Genomic DNA, 25,129 nt, shown 5'->3' with positions numbered 1-25,129 from the left:
CCTTAGAAAAGACGTGTGCTCAACGATGTTCGTTGTGAGCACACGCCTTGTTGCCGCGATGGTTTCAGTTGTGCATTACAGCGGGTTGACCTGAGCTAGGAACCACCACATTGCGACTGCACCTGCAATGCCAACGATCGCGAAGATCCAGGAGCTTGCGAGTGGGCGTTGCGCCCAGGTGCGGGAGTAGTCCAGGGAGAGCTTGCCTGGGCCGGTGAACTGGAGGCTGAGTGCGAGCAGAGCCAGAACGAAGGCGAACCAGATTGGGTTGCTGGTATCTCCGATGCTGCTCAGGCCTTGGGTGTTGAGGGCGTCGATTGCTCCGAATGCGGTTACTGCTGTGGCCACTGCTGCAGCGATTGGGTGGACCAGTCCGAGCAGGAGGAACAGGCCGGCGGCGAGCTTCATCGCCGGGATCAGCACTGCCAACAGGCCTGGGAGGCTGTAAGACTGCGCCGCGTACAAGTTTTCCAGGGTCTGGATGCCTTCGTACGGGCCGAAGCCGAAGAAGGTGGAGGCGGCGTCGAATACCAAGAACCCACCGGTGAACACGCGAAGCAGGAAAATGCCGAAGTCGATGGTGCCGCGCTTCGCGTGCTCAATCACCCCAACGGGCTCTTGCTGCTCGACCGGGGTTTCCCAGCCGCTGGTTGCCGGAGCTGCGGACGCGGGAGCTACCACAGGTGGCACTGCGGAAGCTGGAGCAGCTCCTGGAAGTGGCTCCTGAGGCTGTCCTAGCTGTACCGTTTGCGCAAAGTTCACTGGTGCAGCAGCGTCCGTGGTGTGTGCCGCAGCAGCGGGTGCTGAAGCGACAGGTGCAAAATCCGTGTCGCGGTATTCTTCGCGGTATTGATCCTGCGACTGCTGGGCGTACTGAGAGGTTGGCGCACCCTCAGAAACCACTTTGGTTTCGTAGTCCGCGGCCTGGTACCCAGTTTGAGGCTTTGCGTCGAAGATGCTGGTGGGCGCGTCGGAAGCGAGTGGCTTGCTGCGCTCGTCGTCCTGAGGCTTGTTCACTGCGTTCTCCTGTGGTTGTTGTGCTGGGGCCTCTTCGCCCTTGGTGCCCTCAGTACCTTCGGCACCTACCGTGCCCTTTGTGGCCTCTGCACTTTCAGTGCCTGCGTCGGCTCCGGAAGCAACGGGTGCTTCGGTGTGCGAGGCCGCCGGAGAGTTGGTTGCTGGAGTGTTGGTTGCTGGGATTGATTGTGGCGCAACACGGCCAGCGCGCTCGTACACGCTCTTTGGCGTGGAATCTGCGTTGGGCGTATTCGCCTGAGGCTCCCGGTAGGTTGGGATGTCGTCGTCGAAATCGCTTGCGCGGTCTGGTGTGTTGTCTTGACTCATGCTTTCCAGCGTAAATCAGGGATAAGGCAATGTGTGGAGGTGACGTCGGCGCGCCATGTCAAATTTGGGGCCATTCGTGAGGTGTGGATCTGAGCGAGGCTTGGTGAATGTGCTTGGTCGGGGCGGATCTCAGGTGCAGGTTTGCAGTGCCTGCACGAGGGCTTGGCGTTCGGCAGTGGTCACGCTCAAGGCGTATGCATGCTTCACCTCTATCTGCGCGGTGGCGTATCCACAGGCAAATGCGGGGTTGCTCGGCAGCCAACCGTCAGCTGCCTGCGCACCTTTGCGTTGATTTTCCTGCTTGAGGGTCGCTTGTAGGTTTTTGGGGTCGTTGGCAAACGCTTGGCGCGTTGCGGGATCCCAGGAGGCTGCACCTGATCGCCAGGCGTTTGCCAATGCCACCACATGGTCAATTTGCACGAGGTCACTGGTGCCCTTGCCGCGGAGGAACTCATGGGTTGTCCCACTGTAAGGGTCCTGCAACGTGCCGGAAACCACTACGCAGTCCCGGGTGCCTGGGCGAAACTTCGGGTTCAGGAGGTCGCGTTTGAGGATGTCATTGCGCGTGTCACACCCGTTATGGCCGAACTCCACCTCCACGTCATCACTCCACCGCTGCCCAAACGCAGAGCGCTGGTATTCAGCGAGGCCGAGAGGAAGCTCATCTTGCACGCTGAGCTCAGAAAGCAAAACAAAGGCATCCGCAGCAGCCCCAGTAGTAGATACTGGGACGTCTTGAGCCGGCAATAGGCCTCGATCCAATACACCACCTGAACCGATTTGAGGCTTTCCTGGCAGGTTGGCCACACCGGCGAAAATGGCAATCAGCACACCCAGGATGCCAACAACTGGCCACCGCATTGACCTCCTTGCGGCATGGCGTGTGCCTTTTCTCCCGCGGGAGGAAACTACCGCATTGCGCACCATCTGCACCCCACCTCCTTCCCGGGTTCGTCTGAGACTCGGCACCATGACCCGCCTGCCGAGCGGACGTCAGTTTCTGATTACACGTTTGGCGCAACCTCACAGGCTGAGGGGGAGGGACTACCTATGAGGTTGCGTACCGCACGTTACTAGGGAGGCAGGACACGTCCCCTCAAGACACCCGCCACCTTAGAACACATTTTCGAAATATGCCACTGCGCTCCCGCAAGCCTTGCTCAAGCAAGGCATTAGGGCTAAGATTGTTGACATGTCAAATAAAGCTTCGTACATTGCAACCGGCGGCGAATACGTCCGCGATACCCAATACATCACTGACCGCATTGTGAACTCTGTTAGCGAGCCAACCCCGCAGGAAGACGGAAGTTTCCTCTGGCCCGTCACCCCGGGGCGCTACCGCCTCATCGCTGCCCGCGCCTGCCCTTGGGCACACCGCACAGTCATCACCAGGCGCTTGAAGGGCCTGGAAGACGTTATTTCCCTCGGCCTAGTGGGCCCCACCCATGATGCCGACTCCTGGACCTTTGACCTTGACCCCGGCGAAGTAGACCCCGTACTCGGCATCCCCAAACTCAAGGATGCCTACCTCAAGCGCTTCCCCGATTACCCACGCGGCATCACCGTGCCTTCCATCGTGGACACCACTACCGGCGAGATTGTGAGCAACGACTTCCCATCCATCCCCAAGGACTTCAATGACCAGTGGGCAGCGTATGAGCGAGAAGGCGCCCCAGACTTGTACCCTGAGGCTCTCCGCGAGGAAATCGACCAAGTAACAAAGCAGGTATTCACTGAGGTCAACAACGGTGTATACCGCTGTGGCTTCGCGGGTACCCAGGAGGCCTACAACGATGCTTATCACCGTCTCTGGACCACCATGGACTGGCTGGAAGAGCGGCTGAGCAAACAGCGCTACTTGGTGGGCGAGCACATCACGTTGGCGGACATCTACCTCTACCCCACCCTCATTCGCTTTGATGCGGTGTACTACTCCCACTTCAAGGCAAGCCGCAATAAGATCACCGAAATGCCGGCGCTGTGGGGCTATTTGCGGGACCTGTTCCAAACCCCAGGGTTTGGTGATACCACGGACTTCACCGAGATCAAACAGCACTACTTCATCGTGCACGCTGACATTAATCCCACCCAAATCGTGCCCCAAGGCCCTGATCTCTCCGGGCTGTTTACCGAACATGGCCGCGAGGCCCTCGGAGGCACCCCGTTTGCCCAGGGTGTGACACTGCCCGGCCCGATCCCCGCAGGCGAGGAAGTGAAGAATCCAATCGCAGGCCAAGTGGAGTTTTTTAGCTAGAAGGCGGTGGCTGGTACAGGTGCTCAGCCGCGATGCTGTGCACCTGCTTGGTCAGCCACTCCAAAGATTCGGAGGCGAGGCGCCAGTGATGCCAGTACAAACTGACTTCATTGTGCGCGTCGTCAAGCCGCACCACCTGCCCACTTTCCAGCAGCGGCACCGCCTGAGTTTCTGGGAGCAGCGCCCATCCAAGTCCAACTCTGGCCGCCTCCATGAACCCCTCTGAGCTAGGCACTTGATGCACCGGAACCTGCCGTGAACTCGCACCCTTGAGCTTGCTTTGGAGACTTTTGTGTTGCAAGTGATCGCGCGGGCCGAATCGCAATACTGGCAGGCGCTGCCAATCCACTTCTCCGTTGGTGGTGTAGCGATCCAATAGCCGTGGGTTCGCAACGGCAACATAGCGCATGATGCCCAAAAACTCGGCATCACAGCCTGGCACGGTCTCTTTGGTGCTGGCGATTGCCCCGAGGACGTCACCGCGCTGCAGCAGTGCAAGGTTGTACGATTCATCCTCCACCGTCACGCTCAACGTGGTGCCTTCGCGCGCAGCCACTGCGGCATACATTGGCCGAAACCATGTGGAAAGCGAATCTGCGTTTACGGCAACTGCCAGCGGGATTGCGGCCAACTGCTCGCCAAGCAGCGCGCTCGTCTCCGCCTGAAGCAACTCCAAACGCCGCCCCGCTTGCACCAGCACCTCGCCGGCTTGGGTTGCCGTCACAGGAATGGTCCGACGCAGCACCACCCTGCCCGTTTCCTTCTCCAATGCTTTCACGCGTTGGCTCACCGCGGAGGGTGAAATCCCCAAGCGAAATGCAGCTCCCTCGAAGCTGCCCTCGTCCAGGATGGCGAGCAAAGTGCGCAGGTGAACCGGGTTCATGAAGCAATTCTACATCAAGTTTAATTTCTATCGTTTTACTTCATAGCCCAACGGGTCCAAAATGATGCCATGACCACTTTTGCTATCGCCATCTCGGGATTTCTCATCGGCCTCTCGTTGATCGTGGCTATCGGGCCGCAGAACGCGCTCATTATCCGCCAAGGCATCAAAGGCGTAGGTGTTATCCCAGTGATTGTGGTGTGCATGATCTCAGACGTTTTGCTCATTTTTGGTGGTACAGCCGGCGTGGGCGCCCTTGTGGACCGCGCACCGGCTATGCTCGAAGCACTGAAATGGATGGGTGCGGCCTACCTACTGTGGTTCGCCTACGTTTGCTTCCGCGATGGCCTGCGCCCCCAACGCGAATCCCTCAATTTCAGCGAATCCCCCTCGCCGGCTAAGAAAGATGGCTCTCCATCTTCCTCCCGCAAACCCCACGGCGGCAGCGCGGTGGCAACAAAGCAAGCTCCTGCGGTAGCGACGCAGCCAGCGCGACCTTGGGTCAAGCCGGTCCTCGCGGCGCTGGCGTTTACTTGGCTGAATCCAGCTGCGTACATCGACGTACTCGTGATGCTCGGCGGCATGGCAAACCAACACGGACCCGATGGTCGATGGGTGTTCGCCTTCGGAGCACTTGGCGCTAGCTTCTTGTGGTTCCCCTTTATTGCATACGCCTCCACCCAATTTGCCCATGTGCTGAGCAAACCAAAGGTGTGGGCTTGGGTGAACCTTGCCATCGGAGTGCTGATGCTAGTGCTGTGCGCACGGCTGATTATGCACTAGCACCAGTTGGGCACGGGTTTCTAGGAATCTCCGTGAATCTTGGAGCGGGTAGCCCCAGCCCAGATGTTAATGCCGGCGTCAGTCGCAGCGGCATCGATCGCATTGAGCTCCTTCACGCTGAACTCCGTGTTCTCAAGGGCTTTGAGGTTGTGCTCGAGTTGTTCCACGCTGGATGCTCCGATCAGGGCACTTGCCACCGTCTGTGAGCCGTAATCACCCTGTTCACGCAGTACCCAAGCAATAGCCATTTGCGCGAGCGATTGGCCACGGGACTCTGCAATGCTATTGAGAGTCCGTATCATCGTGAGGTTTTCTTCCCGCAGCATGTCCATGCCAAGTGACTTACCAGCCGCAGCACGTGAATCCGCTGGAACGCCGTCAAGGTAGCGGTTCGTGAGCAGGCCTTGCGCAAGTGGAGAGAACGCAATCACGCCGAGGCCATTGGCTGCCGCCGAGGCAAGCAGCGATTCCCCATCTTCCCCGGGCTCCTCCACCCAGCGGTTCAAAATGGAGTAGCTCGGCTGGTGGATGAGCAGTGGGCAACCTTCCTCCGCAGCCATTTGCGCAGCCTCCGCGGTGAGCTCTGGCCCATATGAGGAAATACCCACATACAGGGCTTTTCCGGAAGCTACGATGTCACGCAGCGCGTAGATAGTCTCTTCCAGCGGGGTATCTGGGTCCGGACGGTGATGATAGAAAATATCCACATAGTCCAAGCCCATCCGCTCCAAAGAAGCATCCAATGAACTCATCAGGTACTTCCTGGACCCGCCAAAGCTATATGGCCCCGCATCCATGTTCCAACCCGCCTTCGAAGAAATGATCATCTCATGGCGATGGTTGGCAAAGTCCTTGCGCAGGATTCGGCCGAAGTTCTCCTCCGCCGATCCTGGAGGTGGGCCGTAGTTATTGGCCAGGTCAAAGTGTGTGATGCCATGATCGAAGGCACTGCGTACGATGTCACGCTGGTTTGCAAATGGGCGGTCATCACCAAAGTTGTGCCACAAGCCCAAGCTGAGTGCAGGCAGCCGCAACCCTGAATGCCCCACGAGGCGATACTGCATCTCGTGGTAGCGGGTGGACGAAGGTGTATATACCGGAACGGGATCAAGACGGTAACTCATGCGCTCCAGTTTGCCAACCTGTGAGCGGCGTGTCCACGAAAACAACAAACAACCCCTAGGGTTCCGCGTAACGGAATGCTCCTAGGGGTAGGTGTTGTTTATGGGTGAGCTCAGCTCAACTTCTTGGCAATGAGCTGGTTCACCAGTGCAGGGTCGGCCTTACCGCGGGTTGCCTTCATCACTGAACCCACAATTGCGCCCACAACCTTGGTGTTGCCGGCCTTGTACTTTTCCACGATATCTGGGTTTGCTGCAAGCGCCTCATCAACAGCGGCTTCGATGGCGCCGTCGTCCCGCACCACCTCTAGGCCGCGGGCAGCGATCACCTCAGCCACGGTGCCCTCCCCAGCCAGCACGCCGTCCACAGCCTGGCGGGCGAGCTTGTTGGTGAGCTTGCCGTCCTTGATCAGGGCAATAACCTCTGCAACCTGGGCAGGCTCAATTGACAAGGCATCGAGTTCCACACCCTGCTCATTGGCCTTTTGCGCCAAGTAGGCGACCCACCAAGAACGTGCTTCATCGGAAGGCGCCCCTGCGTCCACGGTGGCCACGATGAGATCGAGGGCACCAAGGCGCACGAGGTCACGCATCTCCTCATCTTTGAGGCCCCACTCCTCCTGGATGCGGGCGCGGCGAACCCATGGCAGCTCCGGCAGGGTTGCCCGGATTTCCTCAACCCACTCTCGTGGAGCAATCACTGGTGGCAGGTCAGGGTCGTTGAAGTAGCGGTAATCCTCAGCGGTCTCCTTAGGGCGGCCCTTTGAGGTGGTGCCGTCGGCTTCCTGATAGTGGCGCGTCTCTTGGACGATCTCACCACCGTCCTCAATGACCTGGGCTTGGCGCTGCATCTCGTAGCGGACCGCCTGCTCCACAGACTTGAGCGAGTTGATGTTTTTGGTTTCGGTGCGGGTGCCAAATTCTGTTGCGCCCTTGCGCATGAGGGACAAGTTGGAATCCACGCGCATCGATCCCTGGTCCATACGCGCGTCAGACACGCCGAGGGCTTTCACGAGGTCGCGCAGTGCGGAAACGTATGCGCGGGCAACCTCTGGGGCGCGTTCACCAGCACCAATGATTGGCTTGGTCACGATCTCGATGAGTGGTACGCCGGCACGGTTGCAGTCCACCAAAGAAGCGGTGGCACCGTGGATGCGGCCGTCGGCACCACCGAGGTGGGTGAGCTTACCGGTGTCCTCTTCCATGTGGGCGCGCTCAATCTCAACGCGCCAAGTGGTGCCGTCGTCAAGCACAACGTCGAGGTAGCCGTTGTAGGCAATTGGCTCGTCATACTGCGAGATCTGGTAGTTCTTTGGCTGATCCGGATAGAAATAGTTTTTTCGCGCGAAGTGGGAAGATTCTGCGATCTCACAGTTCAGCGCAAGACCAATCTTGATTGCCCATTCCACACCCTTCGCGTTGACCACCGGCAGCGCACCTGGCAAGCCAAGGGAGGTTGGGTCAACGTTGGAGTTTGGCTCTGCACCAAAGTGCGCGGAGGGGGCTGAGAACATTTTGGTTTCCGTGGCGAGCTCCACGTGCACCTCAAGGCCCATTACAGGGTCAAACTTTTCTAGAACGTCCTCGTAATCCATCAGGTCAGTCATAGCCTACGAGTTTACAACAATGCGGATGAGGAACGTACGCCGACGACAACGATGGAGAACCCTGCCGCCGTGAGGAGTCCACAAAAAAGTCAGCCGCCCCATAAGAGACGGCCGATGTTAGCGAGGTTGCTCTACAACCTTGAGCCTCACTGTTTGCCAAACATTTAGCCAAACAGAGCCTGCGCGGTGCGGTAGCGCCCTTGAGGCACCACCTTGAGCTGGCCCACTGCATCTTCGAGTGGGATGAGCTCAATGTGCTCACCGTGGAGTGCAACAACCTTGCCGAAGTCGCCGGTGTGGCAAGCGCGTGCCGCGTGGACGCCGTAGCGAGTTGCCAGGACGCGGTCGAAGGAGGTTGGGGTACCGCCGCGCTGAATGTGGCCGAGTACGGTGGTGCGGACGTCATGGCCCAAGCGGCGCTTGATCTCATCGCCGATGACCTGGCCGATGCCGTTAAAGGTCTGGTGTCCGAATTGGTCCACGCCGCCCTCGTTGAACTCCATGGTGCCTTCCTTGGGCAGTGCGCCCTCAGCCACCACGATGATTCCGTACTTCTCACCCATCTGGAACCGGCGTTCCATCTTCTTGCAGATCTCTGCGATATCGAATGGCACCTCGGGGATCACGATGTAGTGCGCGCCACCGGCCATGCCAGCGTGTAGGGCGATCCAACCAACGTGTCGGCCCATGACCTCCACGATCATCACGCGGTTATGCGACTCAGCGGTGGTGTGCAGGCGATCAATTGCGTCGGTTGCAACGGATACGGCCGTATCAAAGCCGAAAGTGTAATCCGTGCCATTGACGTCATTGTCAATGGTCTTTGGCACGCCAACTACGGGAATGCCGTTGTCGGAGAGCCACTTTGCACCTTTGAGGGTGCCTTCGCCGCCGATGGGGATGAGGGCGTCGATCCCTGCGTCTGCCAGGTTTTCCTTGATCTGCTCAATGCCGTTCTTGAAGCGATCAGGGTGCAGGCGACCGGTGCCCAGGATGGTGCCACCGCGCAGCAGGATGCGGTCAATGTTTTCATCGTCGTAGAGTTGAACCCGCTTGTCTTCCATTAGGCCCACCCAGCCGTCCTGGTAGCCCACCACCGTGGAGCCGTACTCGGAGGCGGTGCGGACGATGCCGCGGATCACTGCATTCAGGCCGGGGCAATCGCCGCCTGAGGTCAAAGTTGCAATACGCATGTGCCCAATAATAGCCGAACGTGCCCGCTTACGCCCGAGCAAAAACCAATGCCTTGCTGCGGAAAGACCTTCGCATGCCTGTGAGATTACTCGCATCGGCCACCACTCGCATCAGGTATCCTCGGTGAACATGAGCGCAATTGACATCAAAAAAGCCAAAGACGTCCAGACCGCACCGCTAATCGCCACTGGCCTCATCGGCGGCTGGCTCACCGCCCGCGAAACCGGGATCCGCCCACTCGGTGGGGTTCTCCTCGCTGCGGCAGGAATTTGGGCAGGGCGCACTTGGTACGCAAAAGGCGGCGTTCCACTCACCGCTGGCCTGAGCGCAGCCTACATCGCAGCGTTCGGCCTCTCTCACCCACTCGCCAAAAAGATTGGCGCCTGGCCGAGCGTACTCGCCGTCACCGCGGCTTCTGCCGGAGCGGCGTACGCGCTTTCCGACGCCCGCTAGGCCCCAGCCCCGCAAGGCAGGAGCCGCGCAAGTCAACGCAAGACAACGCGAGACAACAGAGCCCCGCTGCCCCACCGTGCGTCCCCCAAGGGAAGGGGAAAGGCACAACTTGAGGGTTTTCGCAGCAGTATTGATATTTACCGGCAACGGAAAATAGCAAAGCCTACCCTAAGCAAAAATGTTGGGTAGGCTTTGCTGCTATGGAACCCACACCTCCCGCATCAGCAGCACCACAAGCATCTTCTTCCCCTCGCCCACGGCGCAAGATGATTCCTCGGACTGCCACCGTCACCGGAAAGCAGCGCAGAAGCTCCAACCTGATCCGGGTGCATTTTGATAGCCCAGACTTGGTTGGCGCAGAATTTGCCCATACGGATCACTACGTGAAGCTGTTGTTCCAGGAAAACGGTGAGCCTTTGGTGGTCAACAGCGCTGAAGAGATTGGCGTTCAGCAAGTGGTGCGCCGCACCTACACTCTTTGTGCAATCGACCCAGAGCACGGCAAGTTTTCCATCGACTTTGTGGAGCACAACCATTCAGGTGCACCGCAGGGGGTCGCTGGTCCGTGGGCTTCCCGGGTGGAACCCGGCGCGCAGATTAGCTTCCTCGGCCCCGGTGGCGCGTGGCACCCCGAGGAGCGCTACCAGCATTTTGTGCTCGCTGGTGATGAAGCTGCCGCCCCGGCCGTGCTCGAGGGCCTTGCGGCGCTGCCCGCGCTGGCAACGTCGTTCACGCTCATTGAAGTGGCAGACGCTGCAGCAGAGATGCCTCTGCCCGAAAAGCTTGCGCCAGGGCAAGAGGTGCTTTTTGTGCACCGCAACGGTGCGACCCACGGCACCGCGCTAGTACACGCGCTGCGCGAACACTTCTTGACCACCACACCTAATGGCGCTCCCACCTCGGCCCCAACTGGAACCGCTTGGTTTGTGCACGGTGTGGCGGAAATGGTGAAGGAGGTTCGTAGCCTGCTATTTGTGGAACTTGGCGTGCCTAAGGATGACGCTTCCATTTCTGGATATTGGCGCCTTGGGATGACGGAGGACCAATGGCAGGCGAGCAAGATGGAGTTCGTGGCGCAGGCTGAGGCCGAGGAAGCCCAAAAGCTCGCTCGCTAATACCGCATTGCAACGAGGGGATTACCTTCTTATTGCTCCGCCTTATTGCTGATCGTTGAGGGCGCTCCTTCAACCCCACGGGATAGGGTGTTCGCTCGCAGCGCTGCAACCGCGCCAAAGCTGATCACGATGGCCGCGAGCAAAATTGAGCGTCCGTAGGCGGTGCCGGCGGAGTCGATGATGATGCGCCACTGCAGCACCGCGCCTACCGCAGCCGAGCCAAGGACGGACCCCAATTGTCGGATGGTGTTGTAGGTGCCAGATGCAACGCCCATTTGCTGGGGTTGGAGGTCACGCATGGCACTCGTGGAGTTGGGTGCCCAAATGAAGCTGTTGGCCAGGCCAAACACTGCAAGTATGCCCACTATTGTCCAAATTGGCCAGGCTGCACTCATGGATACCCACAGCCCAGCAAGGCACAGGGCGCTCGCGCCAAAACCTCCGGCTGCTAGGAGGTTTGGTGAGATCCGATCCGCGAGCCTTCCCACATACGGGGAAAGCACGAGTGCGGCAATGGATTGCGGGACTGTCACCAGCCCTGCCTGTAGTGGTGTGAGCCCGTGGACTTCCTGGAGGTAGAGCATCACCGGCAATGGTGTTCCCGCGATCACGAACCCTTGGGCAAAAATGCCCACTAGGCCTAAGGAAAAATTGTGCACCCGGAATAGCCCAAGTGGCATTAAGGCATCATTTCCACGGGCTTCTGCCCTACCCTGCTGGCGCACAAACAACGCCGCCACTGCAATGCCAAACGCCATGCAAACCCAAATCCTTGGGGCCCATCCTTGCTGCTGGCCTTCTTGCAGCGCGAAGACCACCGCGAACACGGCGACGATGCTCAGCAGCACTGACAATGCATCGATTGGCCGTTGGGATCGCGGGAAACTTGGCAGATAACGCATCACCGCGGCAATCGAAATCACGCCGATTGGCACGTTGATGATGAAGATCCATTGCCAGCCCACGCTACCGCTGATCACCCCGCCTGCAAGAGGCCCCGTCAGGCCGGCGAGTCCCGCGACCATCCCCCACACACCGAGAGCTGCGCCCCTGCGTTCCTTGGCAAAAATCCTGTTGATCACGCTCATTGTCTGCGGTGTCAGCAGCGCCGCACCCAATCCTTGGGCTGCGCGCCACCAGATGAGCGCGCCGATGTTCGGCGCCAAACCACACATGAGTGAACTCACGGTAAAGATGACCATACCCAGCACATATACGTTGCGAGGATCATAACGATCCCCCAAGCGTCCTGTTACTAGCAGCGGCACGGCGAAGGTCAGCAGGTACGCCGAATTCACCCAGATGATCTGGTTGTAGCTTGCGCCCAGCTCTTCCTGGAGCACCGGCGTGGCCACGGCGACAATAGTTTGGTCGAGCAGGATCATGAAAAACCCAATGCACAGCGCAAACAGCGCGGGCCATGCCTGCTTCTCCGGTAGCGGCAACGCGGTGGCCTTCTGCGCCTGAGATGCCATGCTCCTCCACCTTCCCAAGGTTATGTACGCCCGGTTTCATACGTCGATCTAGTTATACACCCCATCTAGGACACGCCCCGCGTCCTGTGTCCTGTCTCCTGCGGCCCAAAGGCAACGTCTCGAGGCGGAGCATTGCCGACGCCCAAGGCTTCCAGGCACCAAGGCGGCGTAGTCCAAACGGCAGCACGTCGGCACCGCTGCTGCCCTGCCGAAGGACAGCGCGGCTGGCACAATTGGTGTCATGCCAGACAAGAATTTTCTGTTCACACCAACCACAGAATCCGACCGGACGTACATCGCGCGGCTGAATTTCCTGACTGATGTACACGGTGATGAAGGCCGTGCAGTCACCGTTGCTTTCGCAGAGGACTACCACACCTATGTGGAACGTTGGACGCCGGAACGCGGCGGTGTTATTGCCTGGAGCAACCACATCCCCGCTGGTGGTGCATGGTTGATTTGGGGCACCGAAGACCACCATGGCTACGGGCATGTGGAATCGGGTGTGCCGGAGGTGGCTGTTGCGGTAGAAACCGCTTTCCGTGGCCATGGGCTTGGCAGGCTATTGCTCAACGAAGCTGCAAAAATCGCGCGGGCCGCGGGCGCCCCAGGTATCTCGCTTTCCGTTGATGCAGACAACCGCCACGCACACGAGGTCTACCTCAAACTGGGATACAAACCTGTTCCTCCCAGCGCTCAAGCACCTGGAGCAAGCGATTCCGAATACCACCGCCTGATCCTGCGGTTCACCGAGTGACACCTTGCGAGCGGCATCTCCACCCAATCGGTTCTCCACATGTCCTCCGTGCGAAGCTAATCCACGCCCATCTTCGTGGAGAAAGGTTGGCAAAGAGATCGAAACCGTCGTCAGGCAGTTGCGCTTCGACGGGTGTCCACGAACGAGCTTTGGAGATCGAAGGTTCACCTCGAACTGGGGCTGACATTCGCCGTCAAAGTCAAGGTCACCGACATTTTCGATAAGTTTCACGAGCACATTCGCGAGTACTACTAATCAACTAAACAACGAAGGTGAACCTTCTGACGCCCGCTTGATCTTTCCCACCCCAAGCCCCATAACTTTTCACGCAGCGCCATACCAATTGACGGTTCCTACCTCAGCTGGCCAGGCCACCCCCTAGAGGACGCTCTGGAAGCCTGATCAGCTACCGTCCGACGGGGTCCTCCTCAGTCCCGCACGCACGGGCCGAACATGTTGAAAATGGCGCCACAACTGGAGAAGACACAACCCCGAACACTTCCCGGATTAACGGGAAGACTTTATTTCCAGAATCACGCTACAGCAAACCCGCTACTCACAAAGACCAAAATAGTTTCCATCGAATGGAGCACGAGTGCTTACCGGCGTTCCCTATGCATCTTTTTGTCAAATTCGGCCAGAGCCTCTGTTGCATCTAGGGTTTGAGTAGAACTAGGCCACTGCACAACAATCTCTTCGGCATGCCCAACTAGGGGTGAAAATGCCTGGCCATCCTCTACCTTAAGCCCGATACCCACACGCTCTGAATAGATACCATCCTCAATTGGCCCTGCTGACCATTGAGCTCCACTCGAGGCAATACACCAGGATCCGATGGCAACAAGAACTGCGACAACCCTGTCTTCGTAGCTGCGCTCGCTCTCCAGAATCTCCTCAACCAATTGGCGCGGAAACGGCCGATCCCCATCCAAAACAACCGAGGGATCATCAAAACTCGCAAGCACAGCCGAGACCGCTTCATCCTGAAACTTCGACAGCCTCCGGGCAAGGAACTGTTCGTACTGCTCAAGCATAAGGTCACCTTACCGAGGAGTTGTCATCGGCATCAACTAATAAATCCACCAGTAACCATTGAGCCCAAGTTCTGGATGCCAATGACACGACTTACTCCGCGCCCAGTCAATCAGGATAATGCTCTTAAACACCTCGGCCTCGGTTTTTGCCTCATCTGTAAACCGCGAGGTCAAAATGAATACTCCCCGATCCGCACCGCACGCAGAGAGCGATCCGAAGAACTGTTAAATGGCGGGGCGGCGCACCGGATTACCGGCAAATGCCAAGGAACAAAACCCGGGGCGCTTCACCCTTCGAATAAAGTGCAGTTGCAAAGTTGGGCGGAGAGCAGCGAAGACTATGTTTCTCATTCCCTGATGGCCGCTGCGTGTGGGCGTTGTTAGGCCGTCTCCAATGCCCGGTTGACGATCACCGCGACCGGGTTCGGTTGCCCGTAGGGAAACAGGCTCCTTAACTCTCCAGTTTGAAAACGAGAGGCTGCCGACTAAAAGAAATTTTCTATATGCGAAAAGCTATCTGCATCAATCGCAAATGTGTCAAGCTGATTTAACGTCTACTTGAAGTGAACTTCTGTTCGAGAAAGGTCGCCATCAAAAATAGGGCCAGAACTATGACTAAAAATATTGAGCCGATTTCTTGATTTCCGAACAATGCAAAGTAGTTAGCTGCTCCGGCTGTGGAGACGCAAACTACAAGCAACAAAGATGAAGCAACCTTCAATTTCCTGTTGCGGAAAACTACAATTAGAGCTTCCACAGATCTAACTGCGAGAAACAACGACACTATCGAAATAGCGAACGCAGCAGATGTCCAATCATCAGGATCCTGAAGAAAGAAAGCTATCGCTATTGATAGTCCTATAACTACTAGAAAGACCAAGCGGATCCTCGAGTACGACTTCTTCTTTTTTCGTTTTCTGAAGCGATCGACTTTCTGGGAATCCTTCCATCTGAGACATCGCACTTTTAATTTGAATAGTAAGGCAGTCATGTCAGGTACCGCACCCCAATAACTGGGAATCGTAGCCTTACTGAAGAAACTTTCCGAAAGTTATTTACTGCTGCCTCGCTCTGAATGCACCAGCAAACCCTTTCCTCGCGATTGTTGTGTGATGGCATCACGCAAAGACTGCGACATAAACGCTGTATTCGGTGAGGTAGACACGCTATACGACACGATCACCCGATCGTATAGGTCCATGATCGGCGACAGATGGTCCTTGATACCGGCAACCCGAAATTCTGATACCTACGGTTGAGGACAAAAGGGCCGTAGACGAACTTTGCTGGCTCTATGAGAAGCCGGACCGGATTGAACTGTGGGAAGTTACTTAAACAACCTCACCACTAGTGAAGGTGATGTTGTTTACGCCGTCGGGGCGGACAGTAACGTAGTCGAGCAGCGTCCTCCGGGCGTCAGATTTGTTGCTAACCTCGGGTTGTTCAGTGCGGCAAAAGTGGAATGCGGTTCTGGCTGCACGATGATCTCAATTCGCCCAATAGGCGGATCTGCCGAGGTGCCTCAGAACGAAAAATCCCGCCCGCGGCGAGACAACACGATGGTACGTACTGCCTCACCGCTGGCGGGGAGTGAACTGCGCATCGCTTTTGGTGCCTGACATTCACCGCAGCAAAAGGCGTTCTTGCACCGAGCGCACACCATAACGGTGTGTGACCTTCACTGATGCAGGAACGTTGCCTTCAGCCTGCCCGTGGTTGGTGAGGCCGCGGTCCGTATCAGGCAGCCGCGTGTACGCGGACGGCTGCGCGATGGTCACTTTCTGGCAGGTCTTCGGACTTGTGGATCACCCCTCACCATCCGCCTTCCCAGGTGCCCTTGGGCGCCCAGTGACGTTGTGGACGGCTAGTCCCCACTTACCGCTGCGCGTCAGCCCCGGATTTGCACCGGGTTCCCTCAAGGAGTGGCAACATCGAAGACATAAGCTCCGAGCATTCAGCACCTTGGCGAATCGCGCCAGAAAGCTGTTCGTAGTGCGCTAGTGATTGTAGCGCGAAACGCACAATCCCGCTGCCACCTATACAGGCAAGTGCAGCGGGATCTTAGGATCTCAAGAGCAAAGCGTTGCTGGCAGCTTACTTCTGCCCAGCTTCGAAGGCTGCGCCTACCTTGTAGAGGCGGTCATCCTTGAACGCTGGTGCCATGATCTGCAAGCCGGTTGGCAGGTTGGTGTCACTTGCCAAACCGGAAGGCAGGGACATGCCGCAGAGGCCGGCGAGGTTGAGTGGCAGGGTGCAGAGGTCGAAGTTGTACATCGCCATTGGATCTTCAAGCTTTTCCCCAAGCTTGAAGGCGGTGGTTGGGGTGGTTGGGGAAATCAGCACGTCTGCCTGGGCGTATGCCTGGGCGAAGTCTTGGGCAATGAGGCTGCGCACTCGCTGTGCTTGGCGGTAATAGGCGTCGTAGTAGCCCACGGACAGCGCGTAGGTGCCCAGGATGATGCGGCGTTTTACCTCTGGGCCGAAGCCCGCTGCTCGGGTGAGTGCCATCACTTCGTCGGCGGAGCGGGTGCCGTCATCGCCCACGCGCAGGCCGTAGCGCATGCCATCAAAGCGGGCGAGGTTGGAGGAAACCTCACAAGGCAGGATCAGGTAGTAGGCGGCGAGCGCGTCATCGAAGTGCGGGCAGTCCACCTCCACGATCTCTGCACCCTGGTCCACGAGCTGGTCCACGGCCTTACGGAACTGCTCAATTACACCCGGCTGGTAGCCTTCGCGGTTGAACTGCTTCACCACGCCAACCTTCATGCCTTTGAGGTCACCCCGTGCACCTTCGCGTGCTGCTTCCACAACGGGCGCTACTGGGCGATTGACGCTGGTGGCGTCGTACTTATCGTGGCCCGCGATGACCTCATGCAACAATGCCGTATCCAGGACCGTGCGTGCAGTAGGGCCGCCCTGGTCCAGGGAGGATGCGCATGCCACCAGGCCGTATCGAGACACGGTGCCGTAGGTGGGCTTCACGCCAACGGTGTTGGTCAGTGCCGCCGGCTGGCGGATGGAGCCGCCGGTGTCCGTACCAATTGCCAATGGGGCCTCGCCTGATGCCAATGCTGCGGAGGATCCGCCACCGGAGCCGCCCGGCGTGCGTTCCACGTCCCAAGGGTTCTTGGTGGGGCCGTACGCGGAATTTTCCGTGGAGGAACCCATGGCGAACTCGTCCATGTTGGTCTTACCCAAAATCGGAATCCCGGCCTCGCGGATTTTGCGGGTCACGGTGGCGTCGTAAGGCGCAACGTACCCCTCGAGGATCTTGGATGCGCAGGTGGTTGGTGCGTCCGTGGTCACAAACACATCCTTGAGTGCCAGTGGAACACCTGCCAGCGGTGAGGCCGGGGCCTCCCCTGCATCCAGGGAGCGGTCTACGGCGTCGGCAGCCGCGAGAGCCTCTTCGGCGCCCACGTGCAGGAATGCGTGCAGCTCCCCGTCTACCTCAGCGATACGGTCCAGGTGTGCCTGGGTGACTTCGCGAGAGGATACTTCGCGGGAGTGAATCTTCTCGGCGAGCTCGGCAGCACTCAGGGAGGTGAGGCCAGTTTCAGGAACAATGTAGTTGGTCATGGTTTACTCCCCCAGGATCTGCGGAACGACGAAACGCTGTTCTTCCACTGCCGGTGCCTGATCCAGCGCCTGTTCAGGGGTAAGAATTTGCTCTACAACATCTTCACGCATGGTGGTGGTGATGTCATGCGGGTGGCACATGGGTTCCACGCCTTCCGCGGCCACCTGCTGCACCTTGCTCACTGCACCCACAATCGCTTCGATTTGGGTGGCAAATTGGTCCAGCTCCTCATCACTGAGGGCCAACCGTGACAATGTAGCCAAGTGGGCGACTTCATCGCGTGAAATCTCAGGCACTTCGCGCATCCTTACTCTCGTAGGTCTTCTTGTTTCCGCCTGCCTGGGCAACACGCGGGCAACGGGCCCCGCAGGCAGCACTGAGTACACAATACTACCGCACGGATTCTCAGCTTTCCGACGCCCCCAAGGTCCCCTTCTCCCCCACCCCGGCACGGGACCCACCGTGGGTTCGGATATTGGGGGTTCCCCGCTTCGCAAAATTTGCACGTAGTATTAGGAGCGATTGCGCTTGTGTCACCTACATACAAGTGCTGTGTTGATTCTGCTCTTTAGCTCTGCGTGTGCTGTGCATGCGCAACCAACCCTAGGCCGCACGCAGCTTTCCGATGCAGTGGGCAAGGCATCCGCCACCACCACAGGCAACGGTGCCCTCGCTTGGAGTTTCAGCAGGTTGCGCCCCTAGAAAGGCTTGTTATGTCCTATTTGATCCGTGTGCTCATGCCAGACCGGCCGGGTAGCCTTGGTCGGATTGCCAATGCAATTGGTGAGGCCGGCGCGAACATCCATTCCGTGGATGTGGTGCAGGTGTTTCCGAATGGCACCGTGATGGATGACATGGTGGTTTCCCTGCCTCCAGACGTGATGGCAGATGCGATTATCACCGCCGCACAGGCTTTGGATGGTGTGGAGGTGGATTCTATTCGCCCATTTTCCGGCACCGTTGATCGGCGTGGCCAGATCCAATTGTTGGCAACGGTTGCCGGCGCCTCCACCCATTCTGAGGCACTTGTAGATTTGGTGAATCGCATGCCCCAGGCGCTCACCTCCAACTGGGCAGTTTTGCTTGATGTGCGCGATGGGGTCAGCCGCGTGACCGCTTCTCCTGCCGCGCCGGAGGAAGATGGTTCCACCCCGACCCACATTGAAGTCACTACGGCGCGCACCCTCAACCCTGAGCGTGAGCAGTGGATTCCGGAGTCCTGGTCTTTGTTGGACTCTTCCCTCGCGGCAGCCCCACTTGGTGACACCGGCCTAGTACTGGTGATAGGCCGTGTTGGTGGCCCAGATTTCCTGGCATCAGAGGTCCAGCACATTGGGAATCTGGCAGTGATCCTGGGAAGGCTGTTGCGCCACTAGAGCACCCTGCCACCACTGCAACCCCTGCCATAGAGCCCCTGCTGCGCTTCTGCGGCAGGGGCTTTGTGCTGCGTTGGGAAAGCACCCCCTCCGGCTACAGGGCGTCGGGACCCGCTTCCAGCAGAGTGACGAATTCCTGTTCGTTCAAGATCCTTAAGCCGAGTTCGCGGGCCTTGGTTTCTTTGGATCCAGCGTTTTCACCCACCACCACGAAATCGGTTTTCTTGGACACGGAACCTGCAGCTTTACCGCCGCGGCTCAAAATCGCCTCCTTTGCGCTGTCCCTACTGAATCCCTCAAGGCTGCCAGTGACCACCACGGTAAGTCCTGCGAGTACTTGTTCGGGAAGATCGGACGCATCCTCTTGCATGGTCACCCCAGATTGCGCCCAACTCTCCACAATGTTTTGGTGCCAGTCCACGGTGAACCAATCTTTGAGGCTCTGCGCGATCACCATGCCAACGCCATCGGTCTTGGCGATTTCTTCTACCTCGGCCTCCATAAGGGCGGGGATGGAGCGGTACCTGGTAGCAAGGCTTCGCGCTGCGGTTGGGCCCACGTGACGGATGGAAAGGCCCACGAGGACTCGCCATAGGTCGGCTCGTTTCGCCTGTTCCAAGTTGGCCAGGAGCTTCTTTCCGGTGGCGTTGAGTGTGCCAGCTTTGGTGGTGTAGACACTGGTCTTGAGCAAGTCTTCTTCAGTGAGGTCAAAGAGCGTGGACTCGTCTTTGAGCACACCGGAGGTGATGAGGTCCTCCGCGGCGCGCTCGCCAAGGGCCTCGATGTCAAAGGAACCTCGTCCGGCCAAATATGTGAGCCTTGCGCTGAGCTGCGCAGGGCAAGATTGGGAGTTCGGGCAGCGCCAGTCTGCATCATCTTCTTTTTGCGGCGCCAAAGTGGTGCCACACGATGGACACTGCGCTGGGAAGACAAACTCCCGTTCCTCCCCGGTACGCAGGTCCACCACCGGCCCCAAGACTTCTGGGATTACTTCTCCAGCCTTGCGCAGCACCACGGTGTCACCAATCAGCACGCCCTTGCGCTTGACTTCCGTTTGGTTATGCAGCGTTGCCATAGACACAGTGGAGCCAGACACGAAGACGGGCTCCATCACTGCAAAGGGCGTAACCCTTCCAGTGCGCCCCACGCCAACCTGAATATCCAAGAGTTTGGTGGTCACTTCTTCCGGCGGGTATTTGTACGCAATCGCCCACCGCGGAGCCCTTGCGGTGGAACCAAGGCGACGCTGCTCAGCGATGTCATCCACCTTGATCACCAGGCCATCCATTTCATGGGTGGCGTCATGGCGATGTTCCGCCCAGTACTGGACTTTTTCTTGTACTTCCGTTGCGCTGTGCACAAGCGCGGTGTACTCAGACACTGGCAGACCCCATGCCGCCAGCGCCTCGTATGCGTGGAACTGGGAATCAGGAGTAAAGCCTTCCGTGTGCCCCAAACCGTGGCAGATCATCTTGAGCCGGCGTCGCTTCACCGCTTCTGTATCTTTTTGCCGCAAAGACCCCGCCGCCGCATTCCTTGGATTCGCAAACGGCTTCCCCCCTTCTTCTTGGCGCAGCTCATTGACCACGGAGAAATCTTCTACCGCGATGAATACTTCTCCGCGAACCTCCAACACCTCAGGAACGGGAAAATTTGGGGAGTGTTGAAGTTCATGGGGGATGTCTGCAATCACCCTGGCATTTTCGGTCACGTCCTCGCCCACTCGGCCATCACCGCGTGTAGCAGCACGCTCCAGTTTGCCGCCACGGTACACCAGGTCAATGCTCAGGCCATCGATCTTCAACTCGGTCAGGTAGGCGCTCGCAGGGGTGCGCGCCAGCCATTCGGTGAGTTCTTCCCCGCTAAAAACATTGTCCAGGCTGAGCATTCGCTCAAGGTGCTCAACGTTGGCAAAGGAGGACTGCGCCGGCGCCGCACCCACCTCAACAGTAGGGCTCTCCGGAACCGCAAGTGCCGGATACTCCTCCTCGAGGCGCTGGAGTGCGCGGAAAAGGGTATCAAACTCTTGGTCACTAATTTCCGGCTCCGCATTGTAATAACGCTGGCGGTGATAGCGGATTTGTTCGGCTAAATCCTCCCATTGGTGGCGGATTTCAGCATCCGGTACCTGTTGAGTGGTTTGCTGGTTTCCTTGCTCATGTTTAGTCACGGTGGTCAGTCTACCTGCACCCACGGACACGCCCTTTAGCTGCAGGAATAGCCCATTTTCCACATCGCAAAATGCAACTCCACCGCGCGTGTCCGGGGCGTTCGATAGGCTTGGGAACATGACTGCACCAGCGTTTGATCCCAACACCGAACCATTCAATCCCTCCAAGGTGTTGAGCTTTGATTTGGAAACCACCTCAGCAAATCCTTTTGAAGCGCGCATTGTCACCTCAGCATTGGTGCACATTGACTCAGAAGGTGCCCATCCGAGAGAGCTTTTGGCGGACCCTGGAGTAGAAATCCCCGAAGAAGCCGCAAAGGTCCATGGCATCACCACGGAGCACGCCCGCGAGCACGGCCAACCACACGAGGAAGTGCTTGCCACCACGGTGGAAACAATCCAACAAGCTTGGCGCGATGGCTACACACTGATTGTGTTCAACGCGGCCTATGACCTCACCGTGCTGCGCCAGCTCACTGGCAATTTTGTGGTGGATGGCCCGGTGTATGACCCCTTCGTGATGGACAAAGCCCTTGATCCGTACCGCAAAGGCAAGCGCACGTTGAGCGATCTTTGCGCTGAGTACAACGTGCGCATCGACAACGCCCACGAGGCCACCTCAGATGCCCTGGCAGCCGCGCGCATTGCCTGGATGCAGGCCAAAAAGCGGTTTAGCGCAGAGATTTCCACCAAGACGCTCAACGAATTGATGGAATTCCAAACTGTGCGTTACTTTGAGCTCCAGACGAGCTTCAAGAACTATCTGTTGGGGCAGGGGAAGAACGCGGAAACGGTGAACACCTCCTGGCCCATGCAGGGCTAAACGCTAGAGATCGCCCGCATCACGCACAAGGATTGCCGCGCATTCCCGCGCGTGCCCCAGCCTGTGCGCGTGTTCCAGCAGACTCCCGGTTGCAGTGCCTGGAACAGTAGCCGTGGCAGCAGTGAGGAGACTGCGGTCCAGCCCGAGTTCGTCGTAACGCCGCGCGATCTGGATCGCCGCCTGCCTCGCTGAAATGTTGCGTTCGCCAAGGATGAACGCAGGAGTGATTCTTGATGCGAGGAGGGCACCGCAGGAGTCGAGGGCTTGAGTTCCCCGCACCTTCTGAAGGTCAAGAAGAACTACATCCACTCCAATGGCACCCATCACCTCCAGGGCGGTTTCACTGGGTTCGCTGGCCAACCCGATGTGGCGCAGTTGTTTCATCGATTGCTCTTCAGGCTGCATTTTTGACCTGATGATTCCCACGAACCGTTGCAAGATTTCGGTGATGTCTTTGCGATGAATAGCTCGAATCTCATCAAAATCATGTGTCCCCGGAATGCTGCCCTGGGCTAACGCGTCAAGGTGCGGCTCGTAGAGATGCACCGCCGCTGGTTGTTGGAAACGGCTACGCAAAGTTGAAATCTCCCGCGCAATTGCCTCCGCCAACATTTCCACGAGGTCGCGAACCGCGCCGCGATCTGTGATCATCCTATGGCCATTGGAAAGTTCCAGCTCAACCGCCAATGAAAGCGGGCCGAGTGCATGGGTCAGCAACGGGACATTATTACCCCACGCCGCTTCCAGCTCGTCTTTGTCCTGCTCAAAGGTATCCCATGCACGCCGAGTCAAGATTTGAGGGCGTTGCGACACCCGCCACGAACGCGGCCCCTTCTCAATGGGCAGTTCTGGCAGCATCGCACAGGTAAAAGCCGCATGATCCGCGCGAAGCCCTCGGGAAGGCAGAAGCGGGACGGTACGCAATTCCCCCGTCTCCCCGGCAATGACCTCTGCAGCCTGCGCAAAAGAGGTACCCGGAAACGTCGGCTGGGCGAAACTTGGCACTGGCACTGGCACTGGCACGGACTGCATGGGGCAATGCTAGCAAGGCCAAAACAGCACTCAAATTCTTCAAACCCTTGCCAACCCTCAATCATAATTTTAATATTTTAAATATGCAGAATCTAGATCATCAATCCGAGTCGGAGCAGATCAGCCTCCTCCAGGATCGGATGCTGGCCTACGAGCAGCGGCTCCTCGCTCTGGAAACGGCATACTCGCAAATTATCAGCGGTTCCGACGCCACCACGTTCCACCACGACGCACACCAGATCAGCGCCATGGAACAACGCCTCACGCATGAGCTCCAGCCACCATCCAGCCACAGCGAGGCATCTTTCGAGCCGAACCCCCAGGCGGCACCCCATGCTGGCGGAGCTCCAGTAGGTGAGGTGGGCTACTCCGGAGAAGTGGTACTGCCGGATGGCCGCAACGTGCAGTACGTCTGGCAACGCAGTGCGGACTCAATTGTCCAGCATCATTGGGAGGAAGCAATGGAATCCCTCACTGCCCTTGCCCATCCAGTGAGAACGCAGATTCTCAAAGAGATGCTGTGCGTGCCCAGCCAAGCTGATGTGACGGTGCAATACCTCCTTGACCAAGGGCTCGCCCAGAGCCAAGGCGCCCTCTATCACCACGTCAAGGCCCTCACACAGGCAGGGTGGGTGGAACGCCTCCCCCAGGCGCGGTTGCGTATTCCCGCGAACAAGATTGTGGCTCTGCTTGCACTCGCATTGGCTGCGGAGCCTTCGCCCAAAACAACTACCCAAGCAAGGACCAGTGATTTCGAATGAGCAGCCCAACCACCAACGCAAAGCACATTAAGGCGCACACCTGGCCCCGAATACTCCTTATCGTCGTGGTCCTCGCAGCACTGCTGTTCTTTGGTGTGAGGCCGATAATGCAGTCCAGGGACTTCCATGGTTCTGAGGCGCTTGCTACAACACTCAGCGAGCGTGCCCCCACCGGCACTCACCGCCTAGCGGTGATAGAAAACGGAACCTTTGCCGGACTCGGGGCAACCGCGGATGATGAGTTTGAGATCGGCTCAGTAACCAAAATGATGACGGTTGAACTGCTCCGCCAGGCGATTGAACGCGGAGAGGTGTCACTCGATACCCCGGTGGCCACGCTGATTGAGTTCCCCAACCCTGAGATCACCTTAGAGGATCTGGCTAACCATACCGCGGGAGTCAAACGCATCGCTGGAACCAGCGTATTGGCTCCAATACTAGGAAGAAACCCCTACGCGAATACAAGTACCCAGGATGTCCTCAACGAGGCCGCCGCCGCAGAATCACGCCACGGGGCAGACAAAGATTATTCCAATTTCGGGTATGCAATCCTCGGCGCGGCACTTGCCGAGGCAGCCGGTCATGACTATCCCACGCTCATGGAGCAACGAATCTTCACTCCCCTGCGCATGGAAAATACCTTTGTTGCCACGGTAGGTTCCCTCAACTCAGAAAATCCACGGGGCTATAACGAAGCAGGCCGCAAGGCAGCCGCCTGGGAAATGGACGGCTACGCGCCCGCAGGTGCCGTGCGATCCACCGCGAATGATCTGGAAATCTTTGTCCGGCACGTTCTCGATCATGGGGTCCCTGAGTACGGATGGGTGCATACCGATGACGGCTTAGCCTGGCACAACGGCAAAACTGGCGGCTTTAGCTCCCAAGTTGTGCTGCGTCCTACAACCGGCCAATACATGCTGGCACTGGCTGACACCACCGCGAGCCCAGATGCACTGCTGCTGGAAATGATGCGCGAAACCCCGGACGAAACCCCGGACGAAACCCCGACAGCAACCCCATCCTCAACCTCAAACTAGGTGGAAAGGAACCAACATGATGCAACTTCTCTCAGTCATCGTATTGTTCTTCTTCGCTTTCTCGGCGCTATGGGACAAGTCAATCTGGACCACGCTGGTAACGGCAGCCGTCATGCTCCTTATCGCGCGGGTTGCGGTTCCCTTCCAATCAATGGGAATCGTGTGGGTGTGGTATCTCTGCATCGCAATTTTCGGCGCCGCGTTTTTCTTCCAGCCACATTTCCAAACCTGGCGAGAGCAGCGCAAACACCGCAAGCACCCGCAAGCTGAAATCGGCACACCATCCAGCGCTCACGCAGCTCCGCAGGAGTAACAGAATTGCAGAGCTCG

General features: G+C 58.1%; 22 protein-coding genes, 2 pseudogenes and 1 riboswitch. Of the genes and pseudogenes, 10 read left to right on the top strand and 14 right to left on the bottom strand.

All coding sequences use genetic code 11. The features are described from left to right. Positions 1-75 precede the first annotated feature (75 nt). Both NQ018_RS07595 and NQ018_RS07590 read right to left on the bottom strand, forming a co-directional pair. Positions 76-1,344 (bottom strand): DoxX family membrane protein, encoded by a 1,269-nt coding sequence (locus NQ018_RS07595; RefSeq protein ID WP_257060113.1) that lies wholly within the window; start codon positions 1,342-1,344, stop codon positions 76-78. A gap of 129 nt (positions 1,345-1,473) precedes the next feature. Further along, entirely contained in the window at positions 1,474-2,205 is a 732-nt protein-coding gene (locus NQ018_RS07590; RefSeq protein ID WP_257060111.1) for an HNH endonuclease family protein, read from the bottom strand. A gap of 331 nt (positions 2,206-2,536) precedes the next feature. Between NQ018_RS07590 and NQ018_RS07585 the strand changes: the two genes are divergently transcribed. Then, positions 2,537-3,598 (top strand): glutathione S-transferase family protein, encoded by a 1,062-nt coding sequence (locus NQ018_RS07585; RefSeq protein WP_257060109.1) that lies wholly within the window; start codon positions 2,537-2,539, stop codon positions 3,596-3,598. Here NQ018_RS07585 and NQ018_RS07580 read toward each other — a convergent pair. Further along, positions 3,591-4,481, bottom strand: a complete 891-nt coding sequence (locus NQ018_RS07580; protein ID WP_257060108.1) for a LysR family transcriptional regulator ArgP — start codon at positions 4,479-4,481, stop codon at positions 3,591-3,593. The two genes, NQ018_RS07585 and NQ018_RS07580, sit on opposite strands and share 8 nt — an antisense overlap. A gap of 69 nt (positions 4,482-4,550) precedes the next feature. On the opposite strand from NQ018_RS07580, the gene NQ018_RS07575 reads away from it, so the two are divergent. Continuing rightward, on the top strand, positions 4,551-5,264 hold the full coding sequence (locus NQ018_RS07575) for a LysE/ArgO family amino acid transporter (RefSeq protein WP_257060107.1): 714 nt from the start codon (positions 4,551-4,553) through the stop codon (positions 5,262-5,264). A gap of 20 nt (positions 5,265-5,284) precedes the next feature. Here NQ018_RS07575 and mgrA read toward each other — a convergent pair whose 3' ends face one another. From mgrA to NQ018_RS07560, 3 genes are all read right to left on the bottom strand, one after another. After that, positions 5,285-6,388: an L-glyceraldehyde 3-phosphate reductase gene (mgrA, locus tag NQ018_RS07570; RefSeq protein ID WP_257060106.1), complete on the bottom strand. Its 1,104-nt coding sequence runs from the start codon at positions 6,386-6,388 to the stop codon at positions 5,285-5,287. Between the two features lie 110 nt (positions 6,389-6,498). Then, complete coding sequence (gatB, locus tag NQ018_RS07565) at positions 6,499-7,992, bottom strand: Asp-tRNA(Asn)/Glu-tRNA(Gln) amidotransferase subunit GatB (RefSeq protein ID WP_257037575.1); 1,494 nt, start codon at positions 7,990-7,992, stop codon at positions 6,499-6,501. Between the two features lie 164 nt (positions 7,993-8,156). Next, positions 8,157-9,185, bottom strand: a complete 1,029-nt coding sequence (locus tag NQ018_RS07560) for a 6-phosphofructokinase (protein ID WP_257037576.1) — start codon at positions 9,183-9,185, stop codon at positions 8,157-8,159. A 130-nt stretch (positions 9,186-9,315) separates the two neighbouring features. On the opposite strand from NQ018_RS07560, the gene NQ018_RS07555 reads away from it, so the two are divergent. Then, positions 9,316-9,639, top strand: a complete 324-nt coding sequence (locus NQ018_RS07555; RefSeq protein ID WP_257037577.1) for a hypothetical protein — start codon at positions 9,316-9,318, stop codon at positions 9,637-9,639. A 200-nt stretch (positions 9,640-9,839) separates the two neighbouring features. Continuing rightward, the gene (locus NQ018_RS07550) at positions 9,840-10,754 is read left to right on the top strand and encodes a siderophore-interacting protein (RefSeq protein ID WP_257060103.1); all 915 of its coding nucleotides are present in this window, start codon (positions 9,840-9,842) and stop codon (positions 10,752-10,754) included. A gap of 29 nt (positions 10,755-10,783) precedes the next feature. On the opposite strand, the gene NQ018_RS07545 is transcribed toward NQ018_RS07550, so the two are convergent. Continuing rightward, on the bottom strand, positions 10,784-12,229 hold the full coding sequence (locus NQ018_RS07545) for a DHA2 family efflux MFS transporter permease subunit (RefSeq protein ID WP_257060102.1): 1,446 nt from the start codon (positions 12,227-12,229) through the stop codon (positions 10,784-10,786). A 241-nt stretch (positions 12,230-12,470) separates the two neighbouring features. On the opposite strand from NQ018_RS07545, the gene NQ018_RS07540 reads away from it, so the two are divergent. After that, positions 12,471-12,986 carry a GNAT family N-acetyltransferase gene (locus NQ018_RS07540; RefSeq protein WP_257060100.1) on the top strand — a complete coding sequence of 172 codons (516 nt, stop codon included), beginning with the start codon at positions 12,471-12,473 and terminating at the stop codon, positions 12,984-12,986. Between the two features lie 599 nt (positions 12,987-13,585). On the opposite strand, the gene NQ018_RS07535 is transcribed toward NQ018_RS07540, so the two are convergent. From NQ018_RS07535 to gatC, 5 genes and pseudogenes are all read right to left on the bottom strand, one after another. Further along, positions 13,586-14,020 carry a hypothetical protein gene (locus tag NQ018_RS07535; protein ID WP_257060097.1) on the bottom strand — a complete coding sequence of 145 codons (435 nt, stop codon included), beginning with the start codon at positions 14,018-14,020 and terminating at the stop codon, positions 13,586-13,588. Between the two features lie 36 nt (positions 14,021-14,056). After that, positions 14,057-14,233 (bottom strand): annotated as a pseudogene (locus tag NQ018_RS11625) (restriction endonuclease); the annotation flags it as partial. 850 nt (positions 14,234-15,083) lie between these two features. Then, positions 15,084-15,269 (bottom strand): annotated as a pseudogene (locus NQ018_RS07530) (IS3-like element ISCod1 family transposase); the annotation flags it as partial. Between the two features lie 517 nt (positions 15,270-15,786). Continuing rightward, positions 15,787-15,971, bottom strand: a riboswitch (cobalamin riboswitch). Between the two features lie 143 nt (positions 15,972-16,114). Continuing rightward, positions 16,115-17,599, bottom strand: a complete 1,485-nt coding sequence (gene gatA, locus NQ018_RS07525) for an Asp-tRNA(Asn)/Glu-tRNA(Gln) amidotransferase subunit GatA (protein ID WP_257060095.1) — start codon at positions 17,597-17,599, stop codon at positions 16,115-16,117. A gap of 3 nt (positions 17,600-17,602) precedes the next feature. Next, the gene (gene gatC / locus NQ018_RS07520) at positions 17,603-17,896 is read right to left on the bottom strand and encodes an Asp-tRNA(Asn)/Glu-tRNA(Gln) amidotransferase subunit GatC (RefSeq protein ID WP_257037583.1); all 294 of its coding nucleotides are present in this window, start codon (positions 17,894-17,896) and stop codon (positions 17,603-17,605) included. Positions 17,897-18,313: 417 nt separating this feature from the next. Here gatC and NQ018_RS07515 point away from each other — a divergent pair, with 417 nt between their 5' ends. After that, positions 18,314-18,976 carry an ACT domain-containing protein gene (locus NQ018_RS07515; protein ID WP_257037584.1) on the top strand — a complete coding sequence of 221 codons (663 nt, stop codon included), beginning with the start codon at positions 18,314-18,316 and terminating at the stop codon, positions 18,974-18,976. A 94-nt stretch (positions 18,977-19,070) separates the two neighbouring features. On the opposite strand, the gene ligA is transcribed toward NQ018_RS07515, so the two are convergent. Continuing rightward, positions 19,071-21,089 (bottom strand): NAD-dependent DNA ligase LigA, encoded by a 2,019-nt coding sequence (ligA, locus tag NQ018_RS07510; protein ID WP_373566919.1) that lies wholly within the window; start codon positions 21,087-21,089, stop codon positions 19,071-19,073. Between the two features lie 175 nt (positions 21,090-21,264). Here ligA and NQ018_RS07505 point away from each other — a divergent pair, with 175 nt between their 5' ends. Then, a complete protein-coding gene (locus NQ018_RS07505) occupies positions 21,265-21,969 on the top strand; it encodes a 3'-5' exonuclease (RefSeq protein WP_257060092.1) in 705 nt (234 codons plus the stop codon). 3 nt (positions 21,970-21,972) lie between these two features. Here NQ018_RS07505 and NQ018_RS07500 read toward each other — a convergent pair whose 3' ends face one another. Further along, the gene (locus NQ018_RS07500; RefSeq protein ID WP_257060091.1) at positions 21,973-23,001 is read right to left on the bottom strand and encodes a uroporphyrinogen decarboxylase/cobalamine-independent methonine synthase family protein; all 1,029 of its coding nucleotides are present in this window, start codon (positions 22,999-23,001) and stop codon (positions 21,973-21,975) included. A gap of 83 nt (positions 23,002-23,084) precedes the next feature. Here NQ018_RS07500 and NQ018_RS07495 point away from each other — a divergent pair, with 83 nt between their 5' ends. From NQ018_RS07495 to NQ018_RS07485, 3 genes are read left to right on the top strand one after another with little or no spacing between them, the layout of a single operon-like run. Further along, positions 23,085-23,762, top strand: a complete 678-nt coding sequence (locus tag NQ018_RS07495; protein ID WP_257060090.1) for an ArsR/SmtB family transcription factor — start codon at positions 23,085-23,087, stop codon at positions 23,760-23,762. Then, positions 23,759-24,799 carry a serine hydrolase domain-containing protein gene (locus NQ018_RS07490; protein ID WP_257060088.1) on the top strand — a complete coding sequence of 347 codons (1,041 nt, stop codon included), beginning with the start codon at positions 23,759-23,761 and terminating at the stop codon, positions 24,797-24,799. The genes NQ018_RS07495 and NQ018_RS07490 overlap by 4 nt, the downstream gene beginning before the upstream one ends. Before the next feature lie 16 nt (positions 24,800-24,815). After that, positions 24,816-25,112, top strand: coding sequence for a hypothetical protein (locus NQ018_RS07485; RefSeq protein WP_257060086.1), 297 nt, complete (start codon positions 24,816-24,818; stop codon positions 25,110-25,112). Positions 25,113-25,129: the final 17 nt, after the last annotated feature.

This window comes from Corynebacterium kozikiae (genome assembly GCF_024580965.1).
In the GTDB taxonomy this organism is placed as follows: domain Bacteria; phylum Actinomycetota; class Actinomycetes; order Mycobacteriales; family Mycobacteriaceae; genus Corynebacterium; species Corynebacterium kozikiae.
Note: the sequence above shows the minus strand (reverse complement) of the source record. Positions and strands in the feature narration are given on the sequence as shown.